The following is a 19,790-nucleotide window of genomic DNA, read 5'->3' as shown; positions in this document are numbered from 1 at the left end:
CCCTGTACTGAACAGGGGAATGGGCCGTGAACAAAGGCCGACTTCCGTTTTTTTTTAGAGCCACTTCCTCAAAAACACCCTGAAACCGGGGTCATCCAGCCCGAGGATTTCCTCGTCTTCCAGGACCTTCAAATCCCTTATGACGCTTTTCTGTATTTGTTTTCCAAGAGAACTGGCCGGGAGCCTGTCCTTCAGAAGAAACGAAACTTCGGGGTATTTTCTCTGAATCTCGGCCACGTACCTCCCGTTTTCGATGTAGGTGGAAAAAACTCCTTCCTGTTTTTCGTACTTGGCCCTGAAACTTTCCGCATTTAAGGAGATCCATACAGGAGGACCGATGTGTTTTTTGACGTTTGGGAGAGTTTTTGAGATAAGTTCCAGCATAATCACGGTCTCTTTTTCCCCTGACCAGACCCCGCTTTTGACCAGAGAAAAGTCGTATTCCCCCAGAAGGATTGCTGCTGCCTGTTCCGACTTGTAAAGCTGGGGGTAGAGCACGTCTTCCACAACATCCGGGGTTTTGAAGACCACCGCTATCTGGGCACTTTTCCGGGCCCTGATTTTTTCGGATATTTCCGGGTCGTTTACCGGTAAGGCCGGGGCCGGGAAAAAGGCTTCCAGAGAAGGGTTTTCTAAAAAGGCCCTGCAATGAGCTATGAACATGCAGAATTTATCAAGGGAAAGGGCAGCGGCCACGTTTCTCCTGGGATCGGTCGGGTCCACTATGATAAGGGGCTCCGGGTGGGCCAGTTCGGAATGAGCCTTAAGGTCGATAAACCCGCCCGGTTTCCAGGAGCATGCTGCCCTGATGGTGTTTTCGAAGGAGCCGTAGTTGATGACCAGAAGTTCCGTCAGGTAGCCCGAAAAGCCCTGAGTCCTGAGTTCCGAGCCGTAGACTCCGCCTCCTCGCATAAATTGTTTGAGGAGGAGCACATCGTCTTCGTGCCCTTTTATGTGCTCCTTTACAAATTCGTTATGAAAAGGTGTCCTGTCAACCGCGGACTTAAGCTGAGAGGCCGAAGGAACCCGGAAACACGGGACCAGGTCAACGTCAAAGCCTTTGTAAACGATGTTCAGGTAAGGGTGTTCAGCGTGCCGGTCTTCAATCCGGGTTGCGGATTTCGCAACTTCCCGGGCAATGGCCAGGCCCTTTCTTTCAAGTTCTCTTCTGGAAGTCTCCTCCGGAAAACTGATAAAAACGTCAATATCATGGTTCCCGGACAGCCAAGTACCCCGCGCGGCCGAACCCACCATCTTCGCAAAGACGTCGTATGCCCCCAGTTTTTCGGCGGCCGCGTTTACCTTTTCGGCCAGTTCTTCCTGAGCGGCCAGGAGGCGCTTTCTTTCGGCGGCCGTGGGTTTTATCTTTTCAAGTACCGCGTTTTTTAATTCTTCAGGGACAGGGTTTTCTTTTTCCATACTGGGGCTGACTCCATACTCACTTTTTCACTTATATTTTCTTATCTCCAGAAACCGCCTTTTTTATCTTATAACTTTTGGACTTCCGCTTTATTGAAACTCAGGAATGAATATTCAGGCAGAATAAACTCAGGCATAATGTACATAAAGAATTGAGTGTGTCTAAGTTCTCTGATCAGTTGTCTTATTCCAAAATTTCTCTGTATAGTTATGCAGTCTTAACGTTCCTTATATTGACAGATCTTATTTCAAATTCCTTATTTCAGGCTCCCTCTTCAGAGTCCTCTTTCCCGGTTGTGATAAAAAATGTTAGTCTGGTTATACTGGGTTGTCAGCCTTACGATTGCCACCCTCGGTTCCATATACGTTATAAAAAAACTTCCCGAATACGGCTTTGCAATACTCACCGCATTTTATGTGGTGTATTTGCTCGCGTCTCAGGTCCTTGCGACCCGCATCATCGAGTTTGACCTCGGTTTTTACACCTTATATTCCCCGGCCGCGGTCTTTGTCTACCCCTTCATCGCTCAGGTGGTGGATATGATCAACGAGGTTTACGGAGAGCGGATGACCCACCTTTCCATCCTCATAGCCTTTGTGACCCAAGTACTTTTCGTGCTCCTGGTAGGCATGGCTTCTTCCCTAACTCCTGCCCCCTTCTTCGAGCTGGACGAGGCCTGGATGAGCCTTTTTGGCCTTAGCATACGGATTACCTTTGCGAGCTGGGTCACCTTCCTGATCTGCTCCAACCTGGACGCCTGGATCTTTGCGTCCCTCAAGAGACGCTTTGCCGAAAAGGAAAAGAAATTCAAGCACGGGATCATGCTCAACCCCTATATCTGGCTCCGTTCAGGGGCAAGCGACTTTGTGAGCCTGACCCTTGACTCCTTAATCTTTGTCGTAATCGCCTTTTACGGAGTTATGCCAGTCCTGCCTCTCCTCATCGGGCAGCTTGTCAGCAAAAACGTTATCGGTTTTCTGGACAACCCCTGGTTTGTGCTCTACAAGAAAATGTTAAACGACTGAGGGAATTGAAAGGGTTTTACCCTGATTCCTTCATTTTCCCTAAATATTTCCCTGACAAGTTGTATCAAAACTAAAATGGATTCTACAATTGGGTAATAATCCCATTTTAATTTTTATATCATTTCGACAAAAAAGGATTAAATTCATTGATCAATATAACTTATTTGCTTTTCTTGCTGTAACTACCTGTTTATTCCCACATTCGTTTCCCCTCCCTGTTATCATTTCCAGAATATCCTTCAGGCTTATACCTTCTCTTTTCATGAAATTTGCTATTTTCTTTATATTGTGTACAGTACACATCATAACAAATTCAATTTTTGCCTTATTTGTCCCTCTCAAAAGAAATCCCCTGAATCCTCTATCCTCTTTCATCTGACCTAACACAGGCTCTACAGTATACATTCTTTTCTGAGACCTTTTGGTTCCTTCTTCCGTGTTCAGTTTAGCCCTCATATCCTCCATTAGATACTCTCTGGGATCTCTTGAGATTGTCCTTTTTTTACTATCAGTACATGCATTTTTTAACACACACAAAGAACAATATTTGCAGACATAATTGCGCAAATCTGGCTTATCTTTTCTTTTTTGGATTCTTGTAAATAGCATCTCAAATGCAGCAGGGCAATAATTACAATATTTTTTCTCATCATAAGTGAAGAGAGATTTCCTGAACTTCTTTGTCTTTTCTCTCCCCTCTACTTTATAAAGATTATCAGGGATGTAAGCATCAATTTCTTCGTCAAGTAAAAATATTACATTATCATATGAAAAATAACCTGCATCTGCTAGCAGTATTGTTGGTTTGTATCCCAGTGTTTCCTTTACATTTTCTATCATTGGTTCAATCTGATGCAAATCATTTTCTTCGGCTCTTCGCCGTTCTCTGTGGGTAAGATGGAGTTCAATTCAAGACAGTATTGGTTTTTGTAAGGTATAACCACTCAAAAAAGCGAGGAGCCTCTTTTCGGTTTCACTTTAGTAGGCTGCCGGTTGGATCTCGAAGCGCAAAGGTTCATGGGGTGGAGTTCTGGTTATACTCTTTCTGAAAACCCGGCCTTCAGAGAGGGAAAGGTGAGCTTCTTCAGGAGATGTTGGCTGCCGGGTGGAGCTACAGATTAAACTGTTTTGCTGGCTCCTTTGAAAGCTTCAGTAGTTTAAGATCCTGCCTTCCCCTTTTGAAGAAATATAATAATACCTTTGCTCTAAACGTTCTACTTTATGTATACGACAATAAAAATAGCCATTATAAATTCCTATAATATCCCCATTAATATAAGTAACTTGCAAATGATTTTCTGAGTAGTGATTTTTTAAGTAGTTTTTCCAAAATACGGAATCTGCAACATCCCCAGAACTCAAAAATTCGATATAGTGCAAAGGAACTTGTTCATTATTGCGGAAATAAATAACAATTCCATACTCATCCATTTTATTAATTGCTTCTATATTGTCTTCCTTAGTATATGGATAAAGGTATGATGTAGGACCAAATCCAACATTAGGTTTTTCTGAAATCTTTTGAGTATAGTGTATGGGATAATTTATTTCTGTTACAGTCCATGCAGAAGCTTTCAAATTAAGTGTCAATACGTTGCCATTAATTTGTGGATTCTCAATAAATGGAGAAGTACCATATTTAATAATTCCACTATAATCTAAAGTTAGTTCGTTAGTTAGAGGAAACGGAATTGAAATACTATTGAATATTGGTATCAATGGAAGTTTGATTGTATATATTTCATCATTATGCACATAGCAATCAATTTCAGGTTTTTGAATGCTAACATCTTTTGTTTTATCAAAAGGATTTAACTTTCCATTTTTATACATACAAGTTATGAATTTTTCTTTAGATTCTATTTTTACAGCTATTGGATTAAAAAAAGGTAGTAATGAAAGATTTGTCAGTATTAATCCAACGGAAGCAAGAAATACCGACACAAGATTATCTGTAATCATATAAGCAACAAGAAGTATACAGAATATGAAAATTGTAGTAAACCAACTCGCGCTCTTCTTAAAATAGGCGATTAGTAATCCTATTGCTATTAATAAAACGATATAGCATAGAATAATCATAAATTTCACAAACATTCATTCATATAAAAAAGATTTGATATGGCATACAGAACTATAGGAAATTATCAAAAAGGAGCAACAAAACTAATGAGCTATAAGGAGGCTCCTTTGAAGGATTTACACTTGCCTTATGATGATTCGGGCCTTTTCTTTTTTTTTCGGTTTCACTTTGGCAGGCCCCTGGGGTTTTTATGGTCAATAATCTGAGAATCTCGTATATCTACGATGGTCTCAAATTCCTTTATTGAAGCAATAATTGCTTCAGGACCAGCTTCATAGATTTCAAGAATCTCTTCACGTGTAAGCATTATAATCAAGAAACAGAATAATATTAGATCCAATTTTTCCTCGGAACAAGGAAAAATTAAATTTGATCAAAGTATGGCTGAATAGCATATTGGAGATTTAATAAATCCCAAATTAGTGTGCTAAAAAATTAAACGAGAAAGATGATACTTTCTTACCTATATGTATATGATTGTATAATATTGAGTATATTTAGGAGTGAGGGGGTAACGTTATGACTGACGATAGAAAGAATCCTGTAACGGACAGAGAAAACAAACAAGAAATCGGTAGAAGCATGTCGATCCGCGACTGGTGGCCGAACCATTTGAAGATCGAGATCCTGCACCAGCATTCTTCCAAGTCCAACCCTATGGGCGAGGACTTCAACTACGCGAAAGAGTTCAAAAGCCTCGACCTGGCAGCTGTGAAGAAAGATCTCGCGTCGCTGATGACTGATTCGCAGGACTGGTGGCCGGCGGACTTCGGCCACTATGGGCCTTTGTTCATTCGCATGGCGTGGCACAGCACCGGCACCTACCGCGCTGGTGACGGCCGCGGAGGTGGCGGTAGAGGCCAGCAGCGCTTCGCGCCGCTCAACAGTTGGCCGGACAACGTCAACCTGGACAAGGCACGTCGCCTGCTCTGGCCGATCAAGCAGAAGTATGGCCGGAAGATTTCATGGGCTGACCTCATGATTCTTGCGGGCAACGTCGCCCTGGAAACGATGGGATTCAAAACGTTCGGTTTTGGAGGCGGTCGCGAGGACGTCTGGGAGCCGGATCAGGACGTCTATTGGGGCTCTGAGGACACGTGGTTGGGTGGTGATAAACGTTACTCCGGTGACCGGAACCTCGAAAATCCGCTCGCTGCCGTGCAGATGGGACTGATCTATGTCAATCCCGAAGGCCCGAACGGCAACCCGGATCCGATAGCAGCGGCCAGGGATATCCGCGATATTTTCGCTCGCATGTCCATGAACGACGAAGAGACCGTTGCGCTCATCGCTGGCGGTCACACCTTCGGCAAAACCCACGGCTCCGGCCCTGCGTCCCATGTCGGGCCTGAGCCAGAAGCGGCCAGTATTGAGGAGCAATGTCTCGGTTGGAAAAGCAGCTTCGGGACTGGAAAAGGCGGTGACACGATCAGCAGCGGTTTGGAGGTCACCTGGACCAACACGCCAACGAAGTGGAGCAACAACTTCTTCAGGATCCTTTTCGACTACGAATGGGAATTGACAAAAAGCCCGGCCGGTGCACATCAGTGGCAGCCGAAAAGTGGCACAGGCGCCGACATGATTCCGGATGCCCACGACCCGTCCAGGCGTCACGCGCCAAGCATGTTGACAACTGACCTTTCCTTGAGGTTCGACCCTGCCTACGAAAAGATTTCAAGGCACTTCTATGAGAACCCGGATCAATTAGCGGAAGCATTCTCACGCGCGTGGTTCAAGCTAACGCACCGCGACATGGGTCCACGCACACGCTATCTCGGCCCGGAGGTTCCTGCCGAAGAGCTCATCTGGCAAGATCCCATCCCTGCGGTCAATCACAAGTTGATCGATGAGAAAGACATTGCATCCCTCAAGGGCAAGGTCCTTGCCTCAGGGCTGTCGATCCAGCAACTGGTTTCGACCGCCTGGGCGTCGGCGTCCACCTTCCGTGGCTCCGACAAGCGCGGCGGTGCGAACGGCGCACGAATTCGCCTTGCGCCGCAGAAGGATTGGGAAGTCAACCAGCCATCCAAACTAGCGAAAGTGCTGAACACTCTCGAAGGTATCCAGAAAGAATTCAACAGCTCGGCCTCTGGCGGCAAGAAGGTCTCACTTGCTGACCTGATCGTTTTGGCTGGTTGTGCAGGTGTCGAGCAGGCTGCGAAGAACGCTGGTCACGATGTGACGGTCCCCTTCTCGCCAGGGCGCATGGATGCCTTGCAGGAGCAGACCGATGTGATCTCCTTCGCCTTACTCGAACCGATTGCTGATGGTTTCCGCAACTACCTCAAGAGCCAATACACCGTATCAGCCGAGGCGTTGCTGGTTGACAAGGCGCAATTGCTGACGCTGACCGCACCAGAGATGATGGTGCTCGTTGGCGGTATGCGCATGCTAAACACCAACTTCGGACAAACCCAGCACGGCGTTTTTACCCGGAAGCCGGAAGCGCTAACAAACGACTTCTTCGTGAACCTGCTCGACATGGGCACGGAGTGGAAGGAGGTATCGGACGCCGGGGATATGTTTGAAGGGCGCGATCGCAACACCGGGAAAGTCAAGTGGACCGGCACGCGTGTCGATCTTATCTTCGGTTCGAACTCCCAGCTCCGAGCTCTGGCCGAGGTCTACGGAAGCGCGGACGCGCAGGAGAAGTTTGTCCAGGACTTCGTGGCGGCCTGGGCAAAGGTAATGAACCTTGATCGCTTCGACCTCGCCTGATCGTAGCGTCAACGTCTCCAGGGACTTGAAGATCTTCAAAACAAACGACTTTGCTGCAGGCTGATGAGACTTTGGCAGCATCTGTAGCAAAAGGAGTTCGAGGGTATATTGAAATAAAGAAGGATACCCTCGAATTCTCTATTTTATATTGCGGAATCACCCATTAATTGCTTTCACTCTGGCTTTTGGATTGCCTGATTGTTATGCGAGATTACTATTTCCGCAAGTTAAGAATCTCTATTTGTCAACGAACTTACTCATTCCAGGCCCCACTTCTTCCTGAACTCGAGCTTCTGCTGGCTGTTCATCCAGTGGCTGCCGTCACAGTAGGGCTTGTTCTCTGACTTCCCGCAGCGGCAGAGGGTTACTCTGTTCCGGGATCCGTACACACTGCCATCTGCAGATTCAATGGGGACACCGCCTCGAACCCAGAGGGGGCCTTCACAACCTTTTTGTTCGTCGTGAACCAGTACAATAGATGGTTCAAATTCTTTTTCAAAGGGTTTGCCTGTCTTCTTGTCCCACATGACCAGCCGTCCCGAAGGGCAGATCATGGCTTCCTCTATGGCGGTTTGTCGGGCTTCCGGGTCGTCTGATTTTTGTATGAGATCCCTTATTCCGCCAGACCGCTGGCAGAAACGGGAATGATCACAGAGCTCTGGGGCATCGGTGAGTTTTAGATCAGGACCTTCAAACGTTTCCGCTGTTTCCAGGTAAGGCTTTCGACTGGCTGTTTCGCTACCGTTAAAATCGATTTTGCGGTGGGTCCCATCACAGAAGGGCTTGTTTTTGGATGAGCCACAGCGGCATAAGATATAGGCATCCTGCCGGGGGTATTCCTTTATATCAATAAATTCTCTGGTATGACCAGCATCGTCGGTGACAATTATCTGTTCAAAAAGAGGCACTCCACCTGTAACCCGATACGGTCCATCTTTGATTATCTTAATCCTCATTTCTTTCTCATTGACTGCCATAAAAATAGTCCCCCATTACCTCTTATAATGCAGTACTGGATGTTTAGTCTGACTATTCGCCTCTTTGATGATTCCTCCACGTATAGTACTCAAAAGTATCCACTAATTATAAATAGTATCAATATTATATTACATATTATATACTATAAAAGCGAAAGAGGTACTCCAGCTATTGAAAGTATCGAGAAATACTTTAAGCATCTACGTTAAGCAAGGAAAAATAAGAGTTACCAAACTGCACAACGGTTACTATGATTACAATGAGGACGATGTTTACAAATTATTCAACAAAAACGTAATGAGGAAAACCGTTATATATGGACGAGTTTCAACCTCTAAACAAAAAAAAGACCTGGAAAACCAGATAGAAATGCTGAAGAGTTGGGCTTTCAATTCAGGCCATCGAATTGACGAAGTGTACTCTGATGTTGCATCTGGAATCTCTTTCGAGAAAAGGAAAGATTTTTTCAAGATGCTTGATAAGATCCTGAATCACGAAGTTGAATTTTTGATAATTGCCTATAAAGACAGGTTAAGCAGAGTCGGGTTTGAACTGTTCTCTCACCTGTTTGCACGTTTTGGCACTCAAATAATAGTGGTGTCTGAAATAGGCAATAAGAAGCTTGATTCTGAAGAAATATTTGATGAAATTATTTCAATGCTCCATTGCTATTCCATGAAACATTACAGTAAAAGAAGAGATAAACGCCTGGAGATAGAGGTCGAATCAAAGTGATGGTTAAACGTGTTGAGCAAATCCAGTTTCATTCCAGGGAAATAGGGGATTTGTGCCATAAATCCAAAAACCTGTATAACTTCTCTGATTATATTATCAGACAGGAGTTCTTCAATAACGGAAAATGGATCCGGTACAATAAACTTTATGGGCTTGTGAAGTCCTCTGAGCCTTACAAAGAGCTTCCTGCTAAATCTGCTCAACAGACTCTAAAAGTACTTGACCGTAACTGGAAATCTTTTTTCGAAGCTTTAAAATCTTACAAAAAGAATCCAGAACTTTTCACAGGCAAACCAAAGCCTCCAAAGTACCTGGAAAAAAACGGGGAATACCTGTTAATTTTTACAAATCAGCAGGTCAGTATCAAAGACGGAGTGCTCAAGTTTCCCAAAGTAGTTCCGTTATCCATCCAGACAAGACTTCCTGATGATACTAATTTGAGAGAAGTCAGGATCATTCCAAAACACGCAGGATACACCTGTGAAATTGTTTTTGAAAAAGAAATCGAAGATCCCATACCTCTTACTTCCGGTCGAGTCCTGGGAATTGATCTTGGAGTTGTCAACCTTGCAACTATTGCAAACAATTTTGGTGAAAACCCAATTATTGTTAAGGGCGGGGTTGCCAAGTCAGTAAACCAATTTTACAACAAGCAGAAAGAAAAGCTACAGAGCACTTATGAAAAGCATGGGATCAAGACCGGAAAGAGTATAGAAGTACTTACCCATAAACGAAACTCACGGATTAAAGACGTACTCCACAAACTGAGCAGGGCAATAGTCAACTATGCTCTGGAAATGAACGTGGAGAATATCATTATCGGAAGCAACCCTTTCTGGAAACAGAAAACCAACATGGGCAAGAAAAATAATCAGAATTTTGCTCAGATCCCTCACAGTACCTTTATTTCAATGGTCGAGTACAAGGCTGGAGAGGTTGGAATTTCGGTTGAACGGATCGAAGAGTCCTATACAAGCAAATGCTCTTTCCTTGATAATGAGCTAATGGAACACCATGAAGAATATCTCGGAAAACGGGTCAAAAGAGGGCTTTTCCGAAGTGCCACGGGAGTTCTTCTTAACGCTGATGTCAATGCAGCATATAATATGATTAGAAAAGCAATCCCTAATGCCTTTGCAGAGGGGATAGAGGGTGTTGTGCTTCACCCTGTTAGTGTTAATCCACTATACAAAGAACAGTTTATATCACAAATTCATAATAGTTTGTGATACTAATTAGGACTTTTCATAGCATATACGCTCAAAGACTATCCCAGTCTGGACATCGGATATTTTCGTAATTAAGAGGACAGCCACTAAGATCGAACCGTATCCTCTCGAAATATGATGGAAACTGTACCATAAAATAAGGGTTGTCGGTGGTCTAATCACTTGTTTTCTCTGTTAGACCTATACCAGTAATTTAGAGCATCTCGATGAAGCCCAGGTGCTTTGGACCGATACCAGTAATTTAGAGCATCTCGATGAAGTCCAAGTGCTATTATGCTCATGACTATACTTACCACCAGCAAAAAGGGTGGGTCCAGAATGGTGCCTGAAACTAATCCTGCTATGAGGAAATAGGCATGAAATCCGAGAGGCACAAAAAAGACAAATGAAGCCTGAGACTGGATCGAGACTTTTGGGCGTAATGCCAATATCAATAGCAGAGCACCTCCTAAGACTGCAATGATAGTAGCATGGTGTATCAGGTCGTTGGGAATGTTGGTAATAAACTCGTTGGTAATAAGCACGCCTGTGGTGCCGCAGATTATAGCTCCTGCAGGAGAGAGCCAGCGTCCCCAGAAGCCAGGGAACTTTGATAGCAATCGAAGGCTTGCTGAAAATGAGAACACGACCCAGAACCAGGCCCAGAAGTTGTTGAAAGGAACACCGAAGTACTGATGATCAAGAACTTTTCCCCAATCCCACATGCCCAGGCGGATGGCTATTGCATCTAAGGAAAGGTCGATGTTCAGGGCCATCAGGCCATCGAGCACCGGTCGTGCCCATTCCGGAAGGTTGGTTTTATCGGAAAAGGAGCAAACGCTATAGATGATAGTTCCCCAGGCCACCCCCATAACCACAGGGACAGGACCAAGCATTACCAGAAAGCGTCCGTACTCGTAGGCGCTGAGCTGCTGGATTGTAGCCCACTCCAGCAGCAAGCCGAAGAACACACCGGCAAGAAGTTGCCAGACTACCCAGGGGCCTCGTTGCCAGGCATTTTGCAGACAGGCCAGAAAGAGCACAAAAACCAGAATCTCAAAGGCGAGAAAGTATAGATTTAGCAAGGGCATGTGAATTAAATTCTAAATGAAGACTTAAAAAGTTTGCGAAAGTTGTTGGTAACATAATTCCTCCTATACTTTTGCAGCTGTCAAATACCCACCACTAAACAGACTGTCCTACAATTACTTCCAGTAATATTATAAACCCTTTTTTTTCGATTTAAAGGTTTTATATGCCTTTTTTTACCTGTCTTTGCCTGAAATTGAATTGTCGGACAGCTTCTTTAACATGGGGCAGTTGACATTATCAAAATAGGCAAAGGTATAAAAGAGAGTTCTTCGTTATAAGCGATTGATAACTTTTAAGAAGTAAATGAATCTTAACTTTTCTGAAGTTGTGCTTATAGAGCTCTTAATTGTTTTTAATATGTCTTAATATATGAATATGAAAAAGCAATTAAGTAGCTTTTTCAGACAAATCATGGAAAGTTTAACTATGAATAATTTTAAAAAACTCGGTCTTAGTAATGCTGTTTTGAAATCAATAAATGAACATGGCTTTGAAAACCCTTCAGCAATCCAGGAAAAATCAATTCCCCTGATACTTGCTGGGGAAGATGTTATAGCCGGATCAGCAACAGGTTCCGGAAAAACACTCGCGTTTGCTTCCGGCATATTACAAAATTCCGTAAAAGGAAAAGGAATTCAGGCTTTGATCCTGACTCCTACGAGAGAACTGGCGGAGCAGGTGGCAAATACTTTCAGGGACTTCTCAAAATACGACCCGTTAAAAATCGTATCTATCTATGGTGGAGTAGGGATCAATCCACAAATTAAAGCATTAATGAGTGCCGATGTTGTTGTGGGAACACCCGGTAGGTTACTCGATCATATCAGCAGAAATACCATCAAATTCAATAATGTGAAAACCCTTGTCCTTGATGAGGCAGACCATATGTTTGATATGGGATTCAAAGTGGATGTAGAAAAAATCATCCGGAAATGCCCTCTAAACAGGCAGACCCTTTTGTTCTCTGCGACCATTACAAAAGATGTTATCCAGCTTTCCCGAAAGCACATGAAAAACCCGGTTCAGGTATCAGTCGAGTCTTATATCGACCCGCAAAAATTGAATCAGGTCGTTTATAAAGTACAGGATGACATGAAATTATCTCTGCTCGTGCACCTTCTAAAAAGTGAGAAGTCAAACCTCGGGATGGTTTTCTGCAACACAAAAAGAAACACTGATAAAGTCGCAAAAAACCTGAGAAAAACAGGAATCAATGCCCTGGCAATTCATGGCGGATTGACACAGAACAAAAGAACTCACATAATGGAAGAATTCCATTCCGGGAACATATCTGTCCTTGTATGCACAGATGTAGCCGGAAGAGGACTTGATATACAGGGTGTTTCCCATGTTTACAATTATGATATTCCCAGGGAAAGTAAACAGTATATTCACAGAATTGGAAGAACCGCACGAGCAGGGACAGAAGGAAAAGCGATAAATATCCTTTCCAAAAGTGACCATGCTAATTTCATGAGTGTGCTGAAAGACAATGATGTGGAGATTAAGGGACAGGCACTACCCGCTCTGAAGAAGATTGTAATTGAAAAACCGGAAATAAGACAAAAGCCGGCAAATAAGATGAACAACCCCTCCAGAAGAGGTCAGCAATATAACAGGCACAGAAGCCATTAAACACCGATTGTCTGTGCGTTACATTGTGAACTACCCATTGATCGATTGGCATCGGCAGGAGCAATGGACTGCTCCTGCAAAAACCCAGGTATGAGAATAAGAACGACGGCCAGGGTGTGCCACTATGAGGTCAAGACCCTTCAGCAGGATTCTCCCTGCTTTACAGGCTGTCCGACAATTACTATCAGTAATATCCTAATTCCTTTTTTTTCGATTTAAAGGCTTTATATGCCTTATTTTTCACCGGTTTTTGCCTTGAAATTGAATTTTCGGACAGCTTCTTTAGTGGCGAGTAGTTGCCGCATTTAGCCTAAATTTGGGTTGCCACAAAATAAATTAAACAGTGTCATATATGTTTAATTTCTGTATGATTTGAAATCTCCGAATTTGTGGTGCACAGGTCATTGATGTTCAACGCATGGACATCATTATTCCCGGTCAACCGTGCGAAATCTTTTAATTCCTCTGAGGATACATGCAGAAAATTTTCCAGTTTCCTGGCAGAGATATCCACCTTCAATCTGGCCCGTAATTCTGGATCCTGTGTAGTCACCCCGACCGGGCATTTCCCTGTATCACACAACCTATACTGCTGGCACGCACAGGCCATCAGTGCTGCAGTTCCAATAGCAACAGCATCAGCTCCCATTGCCAATGCTTTTACAAAATCCGATGATACTCGATGCCCTCCTGTGATGATAAGAGATATATCGGTAATACCTTTACTATCCAGGAATTTCCTGGCCCGATATAGGGCAAATACTGTTGGAATCGATGCTGCTTGTTTAACATGCCTAAAAGCAGCAGCAGTAGCTCCGGGTCTGCCATCGATTGTGATGAAATCAGGTTCAGCGAAAACTGCAATTTCCAGGTCTGCTTCGATATGACCGGCAGCGATCTTGATACCTATTGGTTTGCCCCCAGATTTTCCCCTTAACCAATCCACCTTCGTTTTCAGGTCATCTTTGTTTTTTATATCATCGAAATGGGAAGGACTCACAATATCAGTCCCTTCAGGAAATCCTCTGAGCTCTGCAATTTCCTTTGTAACCTTTTCAGCAGGCAAATGTCCACCCATGCCCGGTTTAACAGACTGCCCGATCTTGATCTCAATAGCGTCTACTTTTTTGAGATTCTCATCAGTAACACTGTACTGGTTGGGTACATATTCAAAGATATATTTGTAAGCATTATCAAAGGATTCCTGCAATATCCCGCCTTCCCCTGAACACATGGCAGTCTTAACAGCAGCGCTTCCCTTTGCTAAAGCTATTTTAACCTCTTTTGATAATGCACCAAATGACATATGGGTAATATAGATAGGGGTCTCGATCACCAGGGGATATTTTGCCTTTGGACCAATGATCGTTCTCGTATTGACCGGTTCTTCATGGTTTAACGGGATCCTGGCAAGTTGTGCTCCTTTTATGAGAATATCATCGTACGATATCACATCCCTAGGGGTTCTCATGGGTTCGATAATGGATTCTCCAGTGACAGACATCTTATGAATATCTGCCATATGGGTCTCCAGTTCATCAGATTCTCGTTTCCATTCTCCCAGGTATCCCCCCAGTTCCATTTTAGCAGAGGATATCGTAACCTTGCTTTTGGTACCACAATGGGGACAGGTAATGATCTCCTGTACTTTTTCCTCTTTCACTTCCTCTTTTATGGGTATTTGATGGGTTTTATCTGATTTGCAGATGGGACATTTCCAGTCATCAGGAAAATCCCCTGGTTTTGTACCAGGTTTCATGCTGGTGACAGAGTCACCCCGGGCATCATCGTACTCAAAAACGTTACAGATATTGCATCGGTATCTAACCACATTAATCCCTCTTAATTCGCTCCATAAGTACCCCTGAATGAAAAAAAGATGGATATTTTTCCATATCCAAAAATACTTTTGGCTCCTCACTTTTTTGAATGGTTACCCCTTACAAAAACCAACACGGTCTTGAATCGAATTCCATCTTACTCACAGAAGACGGCGAAGAGCCTTACTTAGATTTACATTCCAGTTTGCTCTTTTTCAGAGCCTTTAGTGCAATAATACATGTTTTTCAATCCCATCTTTTCAGTAACAGGACATCCACCGCAGATGCAGCCCTTTTCTTTGGTTATGCAGCTGCTTTTACCAATTGTGGGAAAACAAAATCCGCCTTTCTCACCGCATTCTACCCAGGAGGGGCAGGTGCTACAGATACACATGGACAATACCATTGTTTTCTTTTGTTCCAATTCTTCAGGACTCATTTGAACCAATCTCCTACATTTAACCCCTTTTATACTACGATATACATATTTTTTGAATAATTTTAATCGAATTCGCTAAATTTCTTTTCCTGGCCGTTTGGGCTATTAAAGAAAAAACAAAAAGTCTGCTTAAAATCCCCCAGTCTAAATCCAATAATTGGTGAATCCAGGATCAATTTTTATCCACAAATAAATATCCTTACTACCCATACATTAATATTTTCTGTCATATTTTTAAATTATCCAACTCTTTGAATGAGACACTCCCATCTCCTGAAGTCTCTGCCGTGCCTTACCAGTTGCAAGAATAGGCAGCACATCCTAATGGATGATGATCAAGCCAGATCCACAGGAAATCTGAAAGAATCCAATATCTATAAAACTTCATCTCCCTTATATACCAGGCATGAGGGAGATTATTTTTATCGATGAAGGGAGCCTTCCCACACCTGAGGGTATCACGAGGGAGTGGGTAAAGCTTGCAGCTGAAAATCGAAATGAAGACGAAAAACTCTTTTCCATGATAAGGGAGGCCTTCCGGAGAAAAATTGATGTGGGAGTACACGTTCCCACATATCCTCAGTTTAGAGATATGATAGGTCAGTTCCTGGATATCATCAAAGAAGAAAAGAATTGTTATGAACCCTATGTGCTAAAAGAAGAAAATGCAAAGATCCTTGAGCTGGAAATAATTGAAGAGGTTGCAAAACAATATAAAGAGGAGACAGGAAAGACTCTTGAAGTTAGGGTTTGTATTGCAGGTCCTACGGATATGTATCTTCAGGCTTTCGGGGAAACAGCTTTTGTGGACGCATATCATATCCTTGCATTGGATATTGAGAAATTCATTAAACTCAGCTTTCAAAGAAGAGCTATTTTTGCCTTGATTTGCCACAAAAATCAGTGGCAAGGAAGATCCGTTAAAAAAAATATTTGTAAGGCCTAAGTTCTAAATTACATTTAAAAAGCCTATTGTATCTGTTTTTTGAAGAAATATCTTTATATACGTAGAACCTAAATTTATATCATGGTTTTTTTAAAACAGAAAATAATCAACGGTAAAAAATACTGGTATATTATTAAAACTGGCAGAATTGATGGAAAAGTGAAAACTATATTTCAGATATATTTAGGCAATGCCGAAAAAATATTTGAAATGAAAAAACAGAGTGAATCATTGCCCTACATGAAACTGAAATCTTTTGAGTACGGCAAACTTGCCGCACTTCTTCATGTGAATGAAGAGCTTGGATTCGTTGACATAGTGAACAAGCACACTATGAAAAAATCAATCGATGGTTTAAGTGTCGGAGAGTATCTTTTACTTGATATAGTGGGGAAATCTCATGGAGTTTTAAGTGAAAACGGTATTGGGGAATGGTTCAAAAAATCGGCCTTATCTTTTAAGTGGAAATTCCCTCATAAATTAAATTGTCAGAATTTTTTGAATCATATGAATTACATTGATTCCGACACAATGAAAAATATTGAAGACGATTTGTGCCGAGTTCTCATCGAAAAAGGACTAACCCCTTCAGTACTGTTTGTGGATGAATCAAACTGGTTCACTTATGCTACCAATTATGATGAAAAAAGTGAATTGCTTCATAAAGGGTATAACAAAAAGCATCGTAAAGACAAAAATCAGGTATCTGTAGCGCTGGCTGCTAATGATTACAACTTACCTTTTATTCACGAGACATATCCAGGAAATGTGCATGATTCAGAGGAATTTTCAGGTCTGGTTGACAAAATAGTAAACCGTCTAACCGAATTGAATATTTGTTCGGAAGACCTTGTTCTTGTTTTTGATAAGGGAAACAATTCAAAGGACAACATTGAAAAAGCAACTTCAAAGATGAATTTTGTAGGGGCTGTAAAAGCAAATCAGGCAGATGATCTTCTTGAAGTGCCATTATCTAAATATCAATTTTTATATGAAAGCTCAGAAGGCCACAAAATTTATGGCTATCGGACAAAGCATCAGTTTTACGGGACAGAATTTACAACAGTAATTACTTTCAATGAAGGAACTCACAAACTTCAAAAAAGAACTTGTGAGTCAAATATGTCAAAAATAACTGAGAATCTGGAAGACCTACAGAGGAGACTGGAAAGCAACAGAGGAAAAGCAAGAAACAGGAGCAGTGTAGAAAAAGAGGTTGCAGACATTATTATCAAAAAATACAGAAGTATGGTGAAATATGAAATTACTGATGCTCCTGAAGGTAAGAAAAAACCTCAGTTAAAGTTCTGGATTGACGAAGAGAATAAAAATAAGCGCGAAAATTCATTAGGAAAAAATATACTATTTACAGATAAGCACCGTTGGCACACTAAAAAAATTGTGCAAACATACAACAATAAAGGCGCTATAGAGGATGATTTTAAGCTATTGAATGATCACCTGCTTGTCCCTGTGGGACCGGTGTACCACCACAAAGATGAAAATATCAAAGTTCACGTATTTCTGTCTATAATTGGCTTACTTTTCTACAGATATTTAGCCTGGGAGACAAAGAGATATGGTCTTTCTATGAGAAGACTAATTGAAAATTTGTCCGAAATTAGGCTGGCAGTTATCCAGGATAAAGAATCAAATAAGTGTAATATTATTCTGGAAGAGATGAGTACAAAGCAAGCATCATTATTTTCTTTCTTGAACTTGGGTAATTACCTGCCACCCCAATAAAAACGTCATCAGTAGGATTATTCATTCCTTAGGCCCACACAAACAAAGCCGCTTGATAACGGAAAAACATGCATCTTTGAAAGTAAAGTTAAACAGGCATTTAAAACTGCAAAAAATTTCAAAATAAAGGTTATAGCTTTTGATGAACCCAGCCTCGGGATAAATGATAGGATCAAGTTTTCTGACGCTGATATCAGCTCCGCTCTTACTCTTGCTTCCACCTATGCTCGGCAGCAGGGAGCTGACGTGGAGATTCACCTGTATTCCCCCCTGAAATATAAGCTTATATGTGAAACCCCTATCAATGTCATTGGATTTGAGTATGCGCAAACTCCTTCCAACCTGGATCTTCTGGACAGAAAAGTACTGGAGGATTCAAATACTTATATAGGAGTCGGAGTATCGAGAACCGATATTTCCAGTCTTATAGGTATTGTCAATGAAAAGTATGGAATTAATGCCTGGAAGGAAAAGGAGTACATGCAAAAAATCGTAACTGAGCTCGAAACTCCGGATGTCATAAAAAAGAGGCTTGAAACGGCTTATTCCGTTCTTGGGGATCGCATAAAGTATGCGAGTCCGGACTGCGGGCTGGCTTTCTGGCCGTATCAGGACCTTGCTTTCAAGCTACTTGAGAATACCGCAAAAGGTATTAATGAATTTAACCGGAGTTTATAAGATGTAGTGTCACAATGCCAATGCATAACGAAATGAGTAGGGTATAACAATTTCTTATAATTATGCAGCACTTGATATCGAAGTTGATATATTCATAGGTATAAGCTATGTATATTGCTATCGATTTTGCTGAACTTCTTATTTTCAGGTTCTACTAGCGATTTTGGCATATTCTTTGTAACTCCGGTTTAATGCAGAAAAGAAGGACTCTGGTTCCAAATAAACGTAAACGTAAACGTAAACATGAACTTGCTAGCTGATGATTGAATATTAGAAAGTTCATCGAAAAAATTTAGCCTTTATTCAGCCTTTTAGGTGTGCTCTGAACTTCCGCGAAACTCACAACGGTATTATAAATATTAGACATTTCAGACACTCAATATTAGTTTCTTATGAGTACTGAGGCACTCATTTTCTGAAATATTTCTCAATAGTACATTGAAATATGTTTAATAGTTATCCAACATAATTGCTTTTCTCAATCAGTTGGGGCCCCTCAAGCAACCTTCATGCCATGCTTTGTTGCTGATATGAGGGTGCCATTGCTGTTGCCGTGATCTGCGTCAGTGCCCCTATCAGATCATTCACCTGGGCCGAGCTGAAAAGCTCATCAGGACCCTGTGGGGTAAGGTCGGTAAACGGGGATTCGTAAAGTAGTGCAGCATCCATCACACCATGTTCGGTAAGATGGTTCACAACAATGTTTACGAACTCGATCTGGTTCGCGGTCAAGGTCCTGTCTGAAAGGAAGGTGGCCATTGATTTTTTTGCAGCCCCCCGGTCCAGGCCTACCAGTGAACGCACGAAGAGGCCAAGCCCGTTTGACTCTTCTTTTGCGTGAGCAAACTCTTCCGGTCTGCCCACCCCACTTTCAGAGAGTATCTGCTCCAGTTCTTCAAGGTCAGTGTCATCCAGGGCAATATTCATACGGAGTTTTTGAATAACGGGATTGTCCTGATGATCCAGGAGGAAATTACGGGTCTTGGCACGAAACTTCTCGAAATTCCCTGCGGCAAAACCCGGAAAATCCACATCGGTCTCGCCGCCCATTTCGTCTTCAAAGTCGGTGTAGATGGGTTTTCGTTTCTGCTTTTCGATCAGTTTTATCAGGGAGCGCAGCCGACGTGATCGCGGCCGGGGCTGATTGGGTGATTGTTGGAGGGGGTATCTACCAGGCCGAGAATCCGAGGGAAGCGGCCCGGAAGCTTGCGGAAGAAATCAAAGGTGAGCTGGAGAAAGAATGAGGGGCCTGAATCCTTAAAGTTTA

16 protein-coding genes and 2 pseudogenes are annotated in these 19,790 nt (G+C 42.6%); 9 read left to right on the top strand and 9 right to left on the bottom strand.

The window, feature by feature from the left end:
• Nucleotides 1-54: 54 nt before the first annotated feature.
• On the bottom strand, nt 55-1,419 hold the full coding sequence (gene cca / locus ACZ5QV_RS11250) for a CCA tRNA nucleotidyltransferase (RefSeq protein ID WP_464599894.1): 1,365 nt from the start codon (nt 1,417-1,419) through the stop codon (nt 55-57).
• A 306-nt stretch (nt 1,420-1,725) separates the two neighbouring features.
• On the opposite strand from cca, the gene ACZ5QV_RS11245 reads away from it, so the two are divergent.
• Nucleotides 1,726-2,445, top strand: a complete 720-nt coding sequence (locus tag ACZ5QV_RS11245) for a queuosine precursor transporter (protein ID WP_464599893.1) — start codon at nt 1,726-1,728, stop codon at nt 2,443-2,445.
• Between the two features lie 150 nt (nt 2,446-2,595).
• On the opposite strand, the pseudogene ACZ5QV_RS11240 reads toward ACZ5QV_RS11245, so the two are convergent.
• The 3 genes and pseudogenes from ACZ5QV_RS11240 to ACZ5QV_RS11230 form a co-directional block, all read right to left on the bottom strand.
• Nucleotides 2,596-3,315: pseudogene (locus ACZ5QV_RS11240) on the bottom strand (transposase); the annotation flags it as partial.
• Between the two features lie 279 nt (nt 3,316-3,594).
• Nucleotides 3,595-4,407: a hypothetical protein gene (locus ACZ5QV_RS11235; RefSeq protein WP_464599892.1), complete on the bottom strand. Its 813-nt coding sequence runs from the start codon at nt 4,405-4,407 to the stop codon at nt 3,595-3,597.
• A gap of 284 nt (nt 4,408-4,691) precedes the next feature.
• Entirely contained in the window at nt 4,692-4,835 is a 144-nt protein-coding gene (locus tag ACZ5QV_RS11230; RefSeq protein ID WP_464602149.1) for a hypothetical protein, read from the bottom strand.
• Between the two features lie 212 nt (nt 4,836-5,047).
• Here ACZ5QV_RS11230 and katG point away from each other — a divergent pair, with 212 nt between their 5' ends.
• A complete protein-coding gene (katG, locus tag ACZ5QV_RS11225; RefSeq protein WP_464599891.1) occupies nt 5,048-7,246 on the top strand; it encodes a catalase/peroxidase HPI in 2,199 nt (732 codons plus the stop codon).
• 257 nt (nt 7,247-7,503) lie between these two features.
• On the opposite strand, the gene ACZ5QV_RS11220 is transcribed toward katG, so the two are convergent.
• Entirely contained in the window at nt 7,504-8,223 is a 720-nt protein-coding gene (locus ACZ5QV_RS11220; protein WP_464599890.1) for a CDGSH iron-sulfur domain-containing protein, read from the bottom strand.
• 145 nt (nt 8,224-8,368) lie between these two features.
• Between ACZ5QV_RS11220 and ACZ5QV_RS11215 the strand changes: the two genes are divergently transcribed.
• Together ACZ5QV_RS11215 and ACZ5QV_RS11210 are read left to right on the top strand one after the other, a co-directional pair.
• Entirely contained in the window at nt 8,369-8,959 is a 591-nt protein-coding gene (locus ACZ5QV_RS11215; RefSeq protein ID WP_464600711.1) for an IS607 family transposase, read from the top strand.
• A complete protein-coding gene (locus ACZ5QV_RS11210) occupies nt 8,959-10,188 on the top strand; it encodes an RNA-guided endonuclease InsQ/TnpB family protein (RefSeq protein ID WP_464599889.1) in 1,230 nt (409 codons plus the stop codon). Before ACZ5QV_RS11215 ends, ACZ5QV_RS11210 begins: the two co-directional genes overlap by 1 nt.
• Before the next feature lie 158 nt (nt 10,189-10,346).
• On the opposite strand, the gene ACZ5QV_RS11205 is transcribed toward ACZ5QV_RS11210, so the two are convergent.
• Nucleotides 10,347-11,258: a carotenoid biosynthesis protein gene (locus tag ACZ5QV_RS11205; protein ID WP_464599888.1), complete on the bottom strand. Its 912-nt coding sequence runs from the start codon at nt 11,256-11,258 to the stop codon at nt 10,347-10,349.
• Nucleotides 11,259-11,628: 370 nt separating this feature from the next.
• Here ACZ5QV_RS11205 and ACZ5QV_RS11200 point away from each other — a divergent pair, with 370 nt between their 5' ends.
• The gene (locus ACZ5QV_RS11200; RefSeq protein WP_464599887.1) at nt 11,629-12,894 is read left to right on the top strand and encodes a DEAD/DEAH box helicase; all 1,266 of its coding nucleotides are present in this window, start codon (nt 11,629-11,631) and stop codon (nt 12,892-12,894) included.
• A gap of 346 nt (nt 12,895-13,240) precedes the next feature.
• Here the strand turns inward: ACZ5QV_RS11200 and ACZ5QV_RS11195 are convergent, their stop codons facing one another.
• Both ACZ5QV_RS11195 and ACZ5QV_RS11190 read right to left on the bottom strand, forming a co-directional pair.
• Nucleotides 13,241-14,725 carry a glutamate synthase-related protein gene (locus ACZ5QV_RS11195; protein ID WP_464602096.1) on the bottom strand — a complete coding sequence of 495 codons (1,485 nt, stop codon included), beginning with the start codon at nt 14,723-14,725 and terminating at the stop codon, nt 13,241-13,243.
• A 182-nt stretch (nt 14,726-14,907) separates the two neighbouring features.
• Entirely contained in the window at nt 14,908-15,153 is a 246-nt protein-coding gene (locus tag ACZ5QV_RS11190; protein ID WP_464599886.1) for a DUF2769 domain-containing protein, read from the bottom strand.
• Nucleotides 15,154-15,559: 406 nt separating this feature from the next.
• Here ACZ5QV_RS11190 and ACZ5QV_RS11185 point away from each other — a divergent pair, with 406 nt between their 5' ends.
• The 3 genes from ACZ5QV_RS11185 (at nt 15,560) to ACZ5QV_RS11175 (ending at nt 18,523) form a co-directional block, all read left to right on the top strand.
• Nucleotides 15,560-16,099, top strand: a complete 540-nt coding sequence (locus ACZ5QV_RS11185) for a uroporphyrinogen decarboxylase/cobalamine-independent methonine synthase family protein (RefSeq protein WP_464599885.1) — start codon at nt 15,560-15,562, stop codon at nt 16,097-16,099.
• A gap of 81 nt (nt 16,100-16,180) precedes the next feature.
• On the top strand, nt 16,181-17,845 hold the full coding sequence (locus ACZ5QV_RS11180) for an IS1634 family transposase (protein WP_464599431.1): 1,665 nt from the start codon (nt 16,181-16,183) through the stop codon (nt 17,843-17,845).
• Nucleotides 17,846-18,091: 246 nt separating this feature from the next.
• Nucleotides 18,092-18,523 carry a uroporphyrinogen decarboxylase/cobalamine-independent methonine synthase family protein gene (locus tag ACZ5QV_RS11175; protein WP_464599884.1) on the top strand — a complete coding sequence of 144 codons (432 nt, stop codon included), beginning with the start codon at nt 18,092-18,094 and terminating at the stop codon, nt 18,521-18,523.
• Between the two features lie 507 nt (nt 18,524-19,030).
• On the opposite strand, the gene ACZ5QV_RS11170 is transcribed toward ACZ5QV_RS11175, so the two are convergent.
• On the bottom strand, nt 19,031-19,573 hold the full coding sequence (locus ACZ5QV_RS11170; RefSeq protein WP_464599883.1) for a type I restriction-modification enzyme R subunit C-terminal domain-containing protein: 543 nt from the start codon (nt 19,571-19,573) through the stop codon (nt 19,031-19,033).
• A gap of 59 nt (nt 19,574-19,632) precedes the next feature.
• Between ACZ5QV_RS11170 and ACZ5QV_RS11165 the strand changes: the two are divergent.
• Nucleotides 19,633-19,767 (top strand): annotated as a pseudogene (locus ACZ5QV_RS11165) (orotidine 5'-phosphate decarboxylase / HUMPS family protein); the annotation flags it as partial.
• Nucleotides 19,768-19,790: the final 23 nt, after the last annotated feature.

This window comes from Methanosarcina baltica (assembly GCF_055394095.1).
Note: the sequence above shows the minus strand (reverse complement) of the source record. Positions and strands in the feature narration are given on the sequence as shown.